The following is a 12,461-nucleotide window of genomic DNA, read 5'->3' as shown; positions in this document are numbered from 1 at the left end:
ATGGTAGTAGCATTAACGTTAACGATTATTTTCGCATTGATTGTCGTTGTATTTGTTGCATTGACGATTAAAATTATCCCACAGCAAAAAGTTGGGGTTATTGAAAGGTTTGGTAAATTTCAACGCATTATGCACCCAGGATTAAATATTTTAATCCCGATTGTAGATCGCGTTCGTGTATATCATGATTTACGTATTCAACAAACGAATGTACCACCGCAAAAGGTAATAACGAAAGATAATGTACAAGTAGAAATTGATACAATTATTTTCTATCAAATTGTTGAACCAGAACTTGCGACATACGGTATTTCTAATTATGAATATGGTGTTCGCAATATTACTTCTGCAACTATGCGTCAAATTATTGGTAAAATGGAACTTGATGAAACATTATCAGGTCGTGAGAAAATTTCAACAGAAATTCGCTTAGCGCTTGACGAAGCAACAGAAAAATGGGGCGTTCGTATTGAACGTGTTGAAGTAGTAGATATTAACCCGCCAAAAGATGTGCAAGCATCGATGGAAAAACAAATGAAAGCAGAACGTAATAAACGTGCGATCATTTTAGAAGCGGAAGCTGCAAAACAAGATAAAGTTCTTCGTGCTGAAGGTGAAAAACAAAGTAAAATCTTGATGGCTGAAGGGGATAAAGAAGCACGTATTCGTGAAGCAGAAGGTATTAAAGAAGCAAAAGAATTAGAAGCACAAGGGGAAGCACGAGCGATTGAAGAAATCGCAAAAGCAGAACAAAACCGAATTGAATTACTTCGCGCAGCAGATTTAGATGAGCGCGTACTTGCTTATAAATCATTTGAATCATTGATTGAGGTTGCGAAAGGGCCAGCAAATAAAGTCTTTATTCCATCTAATGCAATTGAAACACTTGGTACACTTGGGGCAATCGGAGAAATCTTTAAAGAAAAACAAGCGAAGAAACTACCTTCAAATGATACAGGTAAAGAACAATAAGAGTGAGAAAGAGAAATGGGATGCCATTTCTCTTTTTTTTGTGCGTATATTACATAAAGCTTGTACATATTCATGTATAAAGAAGGTGATACAGTGAAAAAGTATGCAACTCGTATACATGGAAAGAAACTAATTTCATTACTCTTTTTATATGCACTAGTAGTAATTATTATTGCGTCGATTGTGACGTCACTTTTACATACAATGAAATCTTATTATGCGAATCAGTGGTTTGGAAAAGTATCGATGCAAGGGTTTGTTCAAATGATAGAAAGTGAGAATCATTACTATGGATATGATTATTTTAAAAAATATAAACGAGACTCAGTTGGAAGTTTACTATTCTCTATCGCGACGGATTTAAAAATTAAAGATTTAAGAACGTTTGTTGGTAAAGAAGTACCCGGTATGTCAAAATATTATTCTAACATTATCGTAGCTGGTGAAGGGACGAACTATACGAATATTCCTAATGAATCTAGTGTACCAATTGAAGAAGTAACGAAAGAACGAGAAGTAGCAAAAGACAAAGTTACAGAAGCGGAAAAGAAGAATCCAGTGCAAAAAAAGAACGGGACAAAAAAGGGAGAAAGCGCGGTATATATTTACCATACACATAGCTGGGAATCCTTCTTTCCGTTATTACCAGGGGCTACCGATCCATCGAGTCCAGATGTAAATGTGTCCTTATTAGGGAACCGTTTTAAGGAGCAACTTGAAGGACAAGGAATTCCAGTAATTCATGATAAAACGAATATGGGTGATTTACTAGCAAGTAAAAAATGGGTATGGTATCAGTCGTATAAAGCATCTCATGGATATGTAAAAGAAGCATTAGCACAAAATAGTAAAATTGCGTTTCCGATTGATATACATCGTGATGATCAGCGAAAGAAGGTAACAACAAAAGTCATTAACGGGAAATCGTATGCAAGATTATATTTTATTATTGGGATGGAAAACGAAGGGCGTGCTGAAAATGAAAAAATCGCAAGGGCGATCAATAGCTATTTAGATGAAAACTATTACGGATTAAGTAGAGGGATTTTTCCGAAGTATAAAAAAGATGGAAATGGGGTTTATAACCAAGATTTATCTAAAAATGCGATGTTAATTGAAGTTGGTGGTGTTGATAATACGTTAGATGAATTATATAACACTATTGATGTGTTAACGGAAGCGTTTAGTAAGTATTATTGGAATGATGCAGAGAAAGTGAATGGGTGAGGGACGGGAAACCGTTCCTTTTTCATGTTTTCTAAAAAAATAATAAGATTTCATAATGTGAAATTAAGGGGAACTTGAACAAATTAAAATTGATATAATAATTGAAAATTCAGTCATCTAATGGAGTTTTTAAACTTTTTAGTATATTATTATGGGAAATTGGAGGGGAAAGAATGGCAATTAGAACAGGGGAACAGTATATTGAAGGATTGCGAAAAAGAAATCCTGAAATTTGGATTGGTGGAAGAAAAGTAACGGATGTAGTAAATGAAGATGTCTTTCGCGAACCTATTTTACAAATTGCTAACTTATATGATATGCAGCACAATCCAGAATATCAAGATAAGATTACTCATATATGCGAAGAGACAGGCGAAAGGGTCTCAAATGCCTTTTTAGTGCCAAAAAATTATGAGGATTTAAAAGCACGTCGTGAATTATTTGAAGTATGGGCAAAAGCTACCTTCGGTTTAATGGGAAGAACACCAGATTTTTTAAATGTAACAGTGACTTCAATGGCAAGTAATTCTTGGTTTTTTGAGAAGTTCAATCCAGAATGGGGAACGAATATAAAGAATTATTATAAACATATACGGGATAATGATTTATTTTTAACACATGCGATTATTAATCCGCAAAATGATCGTAGTAAGGCTTCTCATCAACAAGAAGATGAAACGATGCATTTAGGTGTAGTAAGTGAAACAGCAGAAGGGATGTATGTTAGTGGTGCTAAAATGTTAGCGACACTTGCTCCAATTACAGACGAGGTAATTATATATTCCTATCCAAGTTTTAAGCCAGGTGATGAACGTCATGCAATCTCTTTTGCAGTACCAATTGATGCACCAGGACTAAGAATTCTTTGTCGTGAGCCAATGCAAGATGGAAAACGTTCTTTATTTGATCATCCTCTTGCATCAAGGTTTGAGGAAATGGATGCATTACTAGTATTTCATAATGTGTTTATCCCATGGGATAAAGTATTTATTTATCAAAATATAGAAGCTGGGAATCAATTGTATCCTAAAACGGGAATTGGTCATCAACCAGCGCATCAATCTGGAGTAAGAGGATTAGTAAAGCTTTCTTTCGCTGCTGAAGTAGCTATGAAATTAGCAGATTCGATAGGAGTAGATGGATTTTTGAATGTACAAAACCAGTTAGCAGAGCTTATGCAAGATGTAGAAACGATACGTGCGCTCTTACAAGTAGCTGAGTATGAATATGAAACGAATCCATATGGAGAAGTTATTCCTGCAAGGTTGCCACTTGATACGATACGCAGTTTATTACCTAAAATGTATCCACGTGCAATTGAAATTATTCAAACTATTGGTGCTGGTGGATTATTAATGTCACCGACAGGTGCAGATTTTATGAATCCAGAAATTCAAGACGATATGGAAAAATACTATATCGGGCGTGAAGGAGTATCTTCTGAGGAACGAGTTCGTTTATTTAAATTAGCATGGGATTTATGTGGAGAAGCTTTTGGACAACGGTTATTACAATATGAGCGTTATTATTCTGGAGATCCGGTGCGTAAAATGGGAATGTTTTATAATGCGTACAAAAAACAACAAACGTTTTCCCTAGTAAACAATGCTTTGCAATCAAGTTCATCTGAAGGTGCTTTAAGTTAAATAAAAATGTTTGCGCTTACATTTTTTGTTTGGAAAAGGAAGGAGCAACAGATGATAACAAGAATTTTACTGTTAGGATGTAAATCTTCTTATATTTTTAACAACATCTAAAACTAGAGAACTGTAACTGGAATAGGGGAGGTAAATGATTTGATCGCTTCTATCAGTAAAATTTGTAAAATTCTAAATTGTTTTACGAGTGATGAGCCTGTACTAGGTAATTCTGAAATAGCGGAAAAACTAAATATGAATGCAAGTACGGTTCATCACCTTGTTCGTACGTTGTGTGCAGAAGGAATGCTCATTCAAGATGAGCAAAGAAAATATAGATTAGGCTGGAAATTGTTAGAGTGGGGAAACCAGGTTATGTTTCAGCAAGAGATTTATAGCGGAGCAATTCCACTTGTAGAAGAGCTGGTTAGAAATTTTAATGGGACTGTGCATATTGGTATGTATGATCGTGGTGATGTCGTATTTATTTTGAAAGTGTCATCAAGAGAATCAGTTCAAATTTCAACACATGTTGGATCAAGAGAGCCTGCATATTGTACAAGTACAGGGAAAGTGTTGCTTTCGTTTCATTCATCTTCATTAGAATGTACGTCAGAAAAAGAACTTTTACGACGAGCCCCTAATACAATTACTTGCGTGAAACAATTCCAAGTGGAGTTACAGAAGATTCGTAAACAAGGATATTCAATTAGTGATAATGAAAATGAACATGGACTATATGGAATTGCTGCTCCAATTCGATCTTATACTGGCAGAACTATTGCGGCGCTTAATATTGTTGGTCCCATATCATATATGCAGGGAAGTAAACGTGAAATCATAATTCAAAGTGTGATGAATACAGCAAATTTGATTTCAAAGGAATTTGGTTATTTAGAAATCTAACTCTAGAAGAAGAGAGATGAGAATCATTTATATACATGAGCAGTGTATACCTGAATTAACGAAATCAATTGTTTCAATTGGTGCTTTTGATGGTGTACATAAAGGCCATCAAACTGTTATTAAAAATGCTGTCGAGAAGGCAAAGGAATTAAAGATAACAAATGTTGTGTATACATTTGATCCACCACCACGTTCTTATTTTCAAGGGGCGCAAATATTAACAGCCATTGAAGAGAAGGTGAAACGTCTTCAAAATCTCGGTGTTGAACATGTGATTGTAATTCGGTTTGATGAGTCATATATAACAAAAAGTGCGAGCTGTTTTGTTCAAGATTTAAAAAGGCTAAATCCTGTAGACATTTATATTGGTCAAGATTTTAGGTTCGGAAAAAATCGAGAAGGTAATATAGAGCTGCTAAGAGAACACTTCAATATTTCTATAGTGAAAGATGTTTGCTGTGAAGAAGGTGAGCGAATATCTTCAACAAGAATTAGAAATTATGTATGTCATGGAGAGTTGCAAAAGTCTAGCTCTTTACTTGGTTAGTCTTTTAAAACGATATAAATAGAAGGAATAAAGAGGAGGAAATAATATGTCTAAAACATTGCAATCTTTTAATTTACTAAAATGGATTGATGAGAATAAGGAGTTATTGAAGCCGCCAGTAAATAATAAAGTTATTTGGCAAGATTCGGAATTTATCGCCATGATATTAGGTGGTCCAAATAGAAGACGTGATTTCCACGTAGATCCTTCAGATGAATTTTTCTATCAAATTAAAGGTGAATGTTATGTGGAGTGTATTACAGAGGAAGGTAAGCGGGAAGTCGTCACAGTAAAAGAAGGGGATGTATTTATGCTGCCAGCAATGGTACCACATTCACCACATCGTGTTGCTAATACATTTGGGCTAGTAATTGAAAGAAAACGTAGCCAAGGAGAACTTGAGGATTTCGTTTGGTTCTGTGACGAGTGTAATCATGAAATGCATCGTGTACGTGTTCAATTAAATGATATCGAAAAACAAGTAAAAGAAGCAATTCATAGTTTTAATTCAAATAAGGAAATTCGAGCGTGTAAGAACTGCGGTCACATTATGCCAGAAGAAGTGGAGGAATGGAAGTGCGAATAGATTTTCATACACATATTATTCCTGAAACTTTTCCGGATTTTGAAGAGAAGTTTGGTGGCGGTCGTTGGCCGATATTAAATCGGACTTGTACATGTGGTGCAAGTATTATGGTTGGAGGTAAAAACTTTCGTGACGTTACAGACCAAGTCTGGTGCCCTAAGAAAAGAATTGAAGATATGGACCGTGAAGGTGTAGATATTCAAGTTTTATCGCCAATCCCTGTCACATTTTCGTATTGGGCAAAACCAGAGGAAGCCGAAAGTATGGCACGTATTCAAAATGATTTTATTGCAGAAACAGTTTCAGCACATCCAGATCGTTTTGTAGGGTTAGGAACAGTTCCGATGCAAGATGGAGAAACTGCAATTCGTGAAATGGAGCGTTGTATAACGGAATTAAATTTACATGGTATTGAAATTGGCACAAACGTAAATGGTAAAAATTTAGATGATCCATCGTTTATTGAATTCTTTCGAATGGCTGAAAAATGGCAAGTTCCGATTTTTATTCATCCATGGGAAACATTGGGGCGCGATAGAATGCCACATCATAATTTTATGTATACAGTTGGGATGCCAAGTGAAACAGCACTTGCGGCAGCTACACTAATATGTAGTGGGATAATGGAGAAATTTCCACGGTTAAAGGTTTGTTTTGCACATGGGGGAGGATCTTTCCCATATATTTTGCCAAGATTAGATCAAGGATGGAAAGTATGGCCACATTTAAGGTTGACTACATACCCTCCTAGTTATTATGCAAAGAAATTTTATTTTGATTCTTTAAATTATGATCCTATTAATTTGAAATATATGATTGAAAGATTTGGACATGAAAAGATTTTCATGGGTTCAGATTATCCATTTTTATTGCGAGAAGTTGATCCGGGAAAAGTGATTGATGAAACAGTCGGTTTATCGGAGGAACAAAAAGCAGCGATGCTTGGGGGGAATGCTGCGGGATTTTTAAATATTGATATAAAGAAACGAGGTGTAGCATATGCAGAGATTACAAACACCTGAGAGCAAATTAAGTGAGTTAGGAATCACACTACCAGCTATCCGCCCAGCAGTTGGAAATTATGTGAGTTGTGTAAAAGTAGGTAACTTATTGTTTACTGCTGGACAAGGGGTAGATGAGTATCATGGGAAATTAGGAAAGGATATTTCAATTGATGAAGGATATAAAGCAGCAAGACAATCAATGTTGAATTTATTGAGTGTTGTGAGAAACGAACTAGGTGATTTAAATAAGGTGAAACGAGTTGTAAAGCTGCTTGGTTTTGTAAATAGTACGGAAGATTTTATTAATCAGCCAAAAGTAATGAACGGGGCATCTGATGTATTAGTAGATATTTTTGGGGAAAAGGGAAAACACGCCCGATCTGCAGTCGGTATGGCTCAATTACCCAATAACACAACAATTGAAATTGAGATGGTTTTAGAAATTGAGGAGTAGGAGGTAAGGAAGGTGAACAAAGAATTATTAGCTGAAAAAATGAAAATAAAAGATGCGAAATTGTTTATTGATGGACAATATGTGGATTCCATATCTGGCGAAACATTTGATACGTTCAATCCAGCGACGAATAGAAAGCTTGCTTCTATTGCAAAGGCAAATGAAGAGGATACAAAAAGAGCAATTGATGTGGCAGAACGTACATTTAAAAGCGGCATTTGGAGTAAAATGCCTGTGGAAGAGCGGTCGAATATTTTATGTAGAATGTCAGATTTGATTATGGAAAGAGTGGATGAACTAGCGTATATAGAAACTCTTGATGTTGGGAAACCGATTAAAGAAAGTAAAGGATTCGATATACCACGTTCGGCTCATAATTTTCGCTTCTTTGCTGAAATGGCTAAATATATGGTGCATGAGCATTATGACAAACATAACTTTATGTCATATGCAAAGTATGCTCCCGCGGGAGTGACCAGTTTAATCATTCCTTGGAATTTGCCATTTATGCAAATGACGTGGAAAGCATCAGCTGCACTTGCTTCTGGTAATACTGTTGTTGTCAAACCAGCCTCCTATACTCCATTAAGTGCAGTTATGCTCGGTGAAATTGCAAATGATGCAGGACTACCTCCAGGTGTACTTAATATTATTACAGGTCCAGGGAATACTGTCGGGACAAAAATGACAACACATCCAGCTGTAAGAAGAATTTCATTTGTTGGAGAAAGTAATACAGGAAAAACAATTATGCGTAATGCATCAGAAAACTTAATACCTGTTTCATTAGAATTAGGGGGTAAATCAGCAAATATCGTATTTGAAGATGCAGATTTAGATGAAGCGGTACAAGGATCGATTGAAGCTATTTATCGGAACCAAGGAGAAATTTGTTTAGCTGGTTCAAGATTACTTGTGCAAGAAAGTGTATATGAACAGTTTTTAGAGAAATTTGTAGCGGCTGTAAAAAGAATAAAAGTGGGAGATCCTCTTTCTGAAGATACAGATATGGGAGCGCTTGTATCAAAATCTCATTTAGAAACAGTTGATCGTTATGTAGAAATAGGAATTTCAGAAGGGGCAAAATTAGCCTATGGTGGAAAAAGAGTGGAGAGTCTAGTAGAAGGAAACTTTTATGAACCTACTATTCTATATGATGTCGATAATAGTATGCGTGTAGCGCAAGAAGAGATATTTGGCCCAGTTCTAGTTGTTATTCCATTTAAAACGGAAGAGGATGCAATTCGCATTGCGAATGATTCCATTTATGGACTAGCTGGAGTTGTTTGGACAAATAATCTTAGACGAGCGCAACGAGTGGTTTCACAAATCGATTCAGGCTTACTTTGGATTAATTGTTGGTATGTTCGAGATTTACGTACTCCATTTGGCGGTTCGAAGGCAAGTGGGATTGGTAGAGAAGGTGGACGTCATAGTTTCGAATTTTATACGGAAGCTAAGACGGTTACGATGAAATTATAAAGGTGATGTTTTAACTTAAAGTTCAAAGCTCCCATCTGACATTTATGGAAATAAAATAGTTAGGTGGGGGCTAGTTATCATGTCATTGATTGGGGATATATAAATTTAAAAAATGAGGTGAAAGCAATTGTTAATTAAAGAATTAGCTGATGAACTATTACAAGCTGAAAATTCACGAGTAGGGATACCTCCTTTTACTGAGAGATATGCTAATTTATCTGTTAAGGATGCTTATAATATTCAGCTTGAAGTAGTAGAAAGAAAGTTGGAGAATGGGCGTTGTGTAATTGGAAAGAAAGTTGGACTTACGAGTGTTGCGATGCAGCAGATGCTTGGGGTAAATGAACCAGATTATGGACATTTACTAGATGATATGAAGATAGAAAATGGTAGTGAAATTTCAATAAATTCCTTTGTATCTCCCAAAATAGAGGCAGAAATAGGGTTTGTTTTAGCAGAAGACTTAAATGGGCCTAATATTACATATGTTGACGTACTAATGGCGACGAAATATGTAGTGCCTACACTTGAAATTATTGATAGTCGAATTGCTGATTGGAAAATTCGGCTTGCTGATACAGTGGCGGATAATGGATCGTCGGCAAAAGTTGTAATTGGTGATACATTCTCTAGCGTTGATAAAGTAGATTTACGTACAACGGGAATGACACTTTATAAAAATAATAGTTTAATTGCAACGGGTGCTGGTGCGGCTGCATTAGGGCATCCTGCGCAAGCTGTTGCTTGGCTAGCTAATAAACTTCATGAGTTTAATATTGGATTAAAAGCAGGGGAGTTAATTTTACCAGGTGCGTTATCTGGTGCAGTCTCAGTAAATAGTAAAGATAGTATTCAAGCTGATTTCGGTTCACTCGGATCGGTTTCTGTTACCTTCATATAGATTAAAGGATTGAAAAAGGAGGGATAGATGTGGAGAAAGTAAAGGTAGCTATTATTGGATCAGGTAATATTGGCACGGATTTAATGTATAAATTAAGAAAAAGTGAAGTCATAGAGCTGAATGCCATGATCGGAATAGATTCGGAATCGGATGGTTTAAAGCGAGCAAAAGAAGCGGGATACGAGGTTTTTGATAATGGAATACAAGCAATTATTGATAATCCAAGTTTAGCTGATATTGTATTTGATGCAACTTCAGCTAAAGCACATAGTTATCATGCAAAAGTATTAGGAGAACTTGGAAAAATAGTAATTGACTTAACACCAGCTGCATGTGGACCGTTCGTTTGCCCTGCTATACAAAATAATAATTTTGTAGATAAGCAAAACGTTAATATGATTACGTGCGGGGGACAAGCAACGATTCCGATTGTTTATGCTATTAATGAGGTAGCAAATGTTACATATGCAGAGATAGTTGCTACAATTTCAAGTTTAAGTGCTGGTCCAGGTACACGGGCAAATATTGATGAGTTTACAATTACCACAAAGCGTGGAATTGAAGAAGTTGGTGGAGCAGACAGCGGGAAAGCACTTATTATATTAAATCCTGCAGACCCGCCTATTTTAATGAGAGATACAGTATATTGTGAAGTTGAAAATATGGATGAATTTTCTATCCAAGAAGCTATTTATAAGATGGTTGAAGTAGTGAATCGATATGTTCCGGGTTATTCTTTAAAACAAGAGCCGATGTTTGATGGGAATCGAGTAACTGTATTTTTAGAGGTTGAAGGAGCTGGAGATTATTTTCCCCCTTATGCCGGTAATTTAGATATTATGACAGCGGCGGCATTAAAAGTAGGTGAAGAATTTGCCGTGCAAATCATTTCGGAGAAGAAAAGAGGTGTAATGAATGAGGCGAAATAGTGAAATGCCAGTGAAGATAACGGAAGTTTGTTTACGTGATGGAAGCCATGTAATGAAACATCAATTTACAGAAGAACAAGTTCGATCTGTTACAAGGGCATTAGATGAGGCTGGTATGCATTATATCGAAGTGAGTCATGGGGATGGCTTAGGAGGATCCACATTACAATATGGAAAGTCGTTAGTTAATGAAATGAAGCTGATTGAAGCAGCAGTAGATGAGTGTAAACAAGCTAAAGTAGCTGTTTTATTAATTCCCGGCATTGGAACGATCCATGAATTAAAGCAAGCTGCAAGTATTGGTGCGAAAATTGTTCGTGTAGCAACGCATGTAACAGAAGCTGATGTTTCAGCTCAGCATATTCAATTTGCGCGTGAGTTAGGAATGGAAGTATGCGGTTTTTTAATGATGGCACATTCTGCACCGGTTGAAAAGTTAGTAGAACAAGCAAAGCTTATGGAAGGTTATGGTGCAGAAGCAGTTTATGTAACAGATTCAGCGGGGGCTTTATTGCCTCATGAAGTACGTGAACGTATCCGTGCTTTGCGTCAATCTTTAAATATTGAAATTGGTTTCCATGGTCATAATAACCTTTCTGTTGCAGTAGCGAATACAGTGGCGGCAATTGAAGAAGGTGCGACACGTATTGACGGAAGCGTGCGGTGTCTTGGAGCTGGAGCTGGAAATGCCCAAACAGAAGTATTGCTCGCTGTTTTAGATCGTATGGGATATAAGCTAGATATAGATTTATATAAGATGATGGACTTGGCTGAGGATGTTGTTGCGCCTTTATTGCCAGCACCACAAGAAATTCAAAAAGGTAGTCTTGTAATGGGATATGCTGGTGTATACTCTAGCTTTTTATTACATGCTGAAAGAGCGGCAAAACGATTTAATGTAGATGCCCGTGATATTTTAATAGAACTGGGGAAAAGAAAAGTAGTTGGAGGACAAGAGGATATGATTTTAGATGTAGCGGCAGAATTAGCAAAGATAAAAATGGGGGTGTAACATATGGCTTTAGTGAAAGGGGCAGATTTAGAAATTATTGACTATTTACTTCAAGCTGAAAAGGAAAGGAAAGAAGTAGTAAAAGTAACGGATAAGCACCCAGATTTAACAGTAGAGGATGCTTATAAATTACAAAAATGTTTAATTGAACAGAAAATGAACGAAGGTTCTAAAAGAGTTGGTGTGAAACTTGGGTTAACGAGTAAAGCAAAACAACAAATGATGGGTATTGATGAAGCGATATACGGATATTTATTGGAAGATATGTTAGCGTTCGAATGGGAGCCATTGCAATACGAAACATTGATTCATCCAAAAGTAGAACCAGAGATTGCTTTTTTAATAGGTGAGGATTTACAGGGAACGAATGTGACAGCAGATGATGTATTAAAGGCAACAAAATATGTTGCGCCAGCTTTAGAGATTATTGATAGCAGGTATTTAAATTTTAAATTTACATTACCTGATGTAATAGCAGATAATTGTTCATCTTCAAAGTTTTTATTAGGAAGTAGATGGATGAATGCTAAAGAAATAGACTTAGCTAGTGTAGGGATGGTTATGTCGAAAAATGGTAAGATTGCCACAACTGGAACGGGGGCAGCAGTACTGGGACATCCAGCAGAGGCAATTGCTTGGGCGGTAAATAAACTTGGTTTACAAAATGAAGGATTTAAAAAAGGTGATATTGTATTAAGTGGAGCATTATCTGAAGCGATTGCATTTAAAGCAGGAGATTCCATAATTGCACAATTTGATGATTTAGGAAGTGTAGCGATGTTTTGTGAATAAATAGTAAAGCGA

Annotated in this window: 13 protein-coding genes; all 13 read left to right on the top strand. The window is 36.2% G+C overall.

Translation table 11 applies throughout. The annotated features are described in order from the left end of the window. The 13 genes from CDB3_RS14060 (at position 1) to CDB3_RS14000 (ending at position 12,449) form a co-directional block, all read left to right on the top strand. A complete protein-coding gene (locus CDB3_RS14060) occupies positions 1-972 on the top strand; it encodes an SPFH domain-containing protein (RefSeq protein WP_128854912.1) in 972 nt (323 codons plus the stop codon). 93 nt (positions 973-1,065) lie between these two features. Further along, on the top strand, positions 1,066-2,199 hold the full coding sequence (gene spoIIP / locus CDB3_RS14055; protein WP_372708543.1) for a stage II sporulation protein P: 1,134 nt from the start codon (positions 1,066-1,068) through the stop codon (positions 2,197-2,199). 173 nt (positions 2,200-2,372) lie between these two features. Next, positions 2,373-3,845 (top strand): 4-hydroxyphenylacetate 3-hydroxylase family protein, encoded by a 1,473-nt coding sequence (locus CDB3_RS14050; RefSeq protein WP_098890040.1) that lies wholly within the window; start codon positions 2,373-2,375, stop codon positions 3,843-3,845. A gap of 150 nt (positions 3,846-3,995) precedes the next feature. Then, on the top strand, positions 3,996-4,742 hold the full coding sequence (locus CDB3_RS14045) for an IclR family transcriptional regulator (RefSeq protein ID WP_128854910.1): 747 nt from the start codon (positions 3,996-3,998) through the stop codon (positions 4,740-4,742). A 16-nt stretch (positions 4,743-4,758) separates the two neighbouring features. Further along, positions 4,759-5,289: an FAD synthetase family protein gene (locus tag CDB3_RS14040; RefSeq protein WP_098890041.1), complete on the top strand. Its 531-nt coding sequence runs from the start codon at positions 4,759-4,761 to the stop codon at positions 5,287-5,289. Positions 5,290-5,335: 46 nt separating this feature from the next. Next, a complete protein-coding gene (gene nbaC / locus CDB3_RS14035; protein ID WP_088058417.1) occupies positions 5,336-5,875 on the top strand; it encodes a 3-hydroxyanthranilate 3,4-dioxygenase in 540 nt (179 codons plus the stop codon). Beyond that, a complete protein-coding gene (locus CDB3_RS14030; protein WP_097829706.1) occupies positions 5,860-6,897 on the top strand; it encodes an amidohydrolase family protein in 1,038 nt (345 codons plus the stop codon). Before nbaC ends, CDB3_RS14030 begins: the two co-directional genes overlap by 16 nt. Then, complete coding sequence (locus CDB3_RS14025; RefSeq protein ID WP_001189373.1) at positions 6,875-7,333, top strand: RidA family protein; 459 nt, start codon at positions 6,875-6,877, stop codon at positions 7,331-7,333. Before CDB3_RS14030 ends, CDB3_RS14025 begins: the two co-directional genes overlap by 23 nt. A gap of 12 nt (positions 7,334-7,345) precedes the next feature. Continuing rightward, on the top strand, positions 7,346-8,815 hold the full coding sequence (locus CDB3_RS14020) for an aldehyde dehydrogenase (protein ID WP_128854909.1): 1,470 nt from the start codon (positions 7,346-7,348) through the stop codon (positions 8,813-8,815). Between the two features lie 127 nt (positions 8,816-8,942). After that, positions 8,943-9,716 (top strand): 2-keto-4-pentenoate hydratase, encoded by a 774-nt coding sequence (locus CDB3_RS14015; RefSeq protein WP_128854908.1) that lies wholly within the window; start codon positions 8,943-8,945, stop codon positions 9,714-9,716. A gap of 29 nt (positions 9,717-9,745) precedes the next feature. Further along, positions 9,746-10,645 carry an acetaldehyde dehydrogenase (acetylating) gene (locus tag CDB3_RS14010; protein WP_128854907.1) on the top strand — a complete coding sequence of 300 codons (900 nt, stop codon included), beginning with the start codon at positions 9,746-9,748 and terminating at the stop codon, positions 10,643-10,645. Continuing rightward, positions 10,632-11,657, top strand: a complete 1,026-nt coding sequence (dmpG, locus tag CDB3_RS14005; protein ID WP_128854906.1) for a 4-hydroxy-2-oxovalerate aldolase — start codon at positions 10,632-10,634, stop codon at positions 11,655-11,657. Before CDB3_RS14010 ends, dmpG begins: the two co-directional genes overlap by 14 nt. Before the next feature lie 3 nt (positions 11,658-11,660). Next, complete coding sequence (locus CDB3_RS14000) at positions 11,661-12,449, top strand: 2-keto-4-pentenoate hydratase (RefSeq protein ID WP_128854905.1); 789 nt, start codon at positions 11,661-11,663, stop codon at positions 12,447-12,449. Positions 12,450-12,461 lie beyond the last annotated feature (12 nt).

Source organism: Bacillus sp. CDB3 (assembly GCF_002081505.1).
Lineage (GTDB): Bacteria > Bacillota > Bacilli > Bacillales > Bacillaceae_G > Bacillus_A > Bacillus_A cereus_AT.
The sequence above is the reverse complement of the archived record's forward strand: the minus strand, read 5'-3'. Positions and strand labels throughout refer to the sequence as shown.

Bases quoted from the DNA above. Each gene is read 5' to 3' on its own strand.
- CDB3_RS14060 (WP_128854912.1), top strand. From the start codon at position 1: ATGGTAGTAGCATTAACGTTAACGATTATTTTCGCATTGATTGTCGTT.
- CDB3_RS14040 (WP_098890041.1), top strand. From the start codon at position 4,759: ATGAGAATCATTTATATACATGAGCAGTGTATACCTGAATTAACGAAA.
- CDB3_RS14000 (WP_128854905.1), top strand. From the start codon at position 11,661: ATGGCTTTAGTGAAAGGGGCAGATTTAGAAATTATTGACTATTTACTT.
- CDB3_RS14030 (WP_097829706.1), top strand. From the start codon at position 5,860: ATGGAAGTGCGAATAGATTTTCATACACATATTATTCCTGAAACTTTT.
- CDB3_RS14025 (WP_001189373.1), top strand. From the start codon at position 6,875: ATGCAGAGATTACAAACACCTGAGAGCAAATTAAGTGAGTTAGGAATC.
- CDB3_RS14050 (WP_098890040.1), top strand. From the start codon at position 2,373: ATGGCAATTAGAACAGGGGAACAGTATATTGAAGGATTGCGAAAAAGA.
- nbaC (WP_088058417.1), top strand. From the start codon at position 5,336: ATGTCTAAAACATTGCAATCTTTTAATTTACTAAAATGGATTGATGAG.
- dmpG (WP_128854906.1), top strand. From the start codon at position 10,632: ATGAGGCGAAATAGTGAAATGCCAGTGAAGATAACGGAAGTTTGTTTA.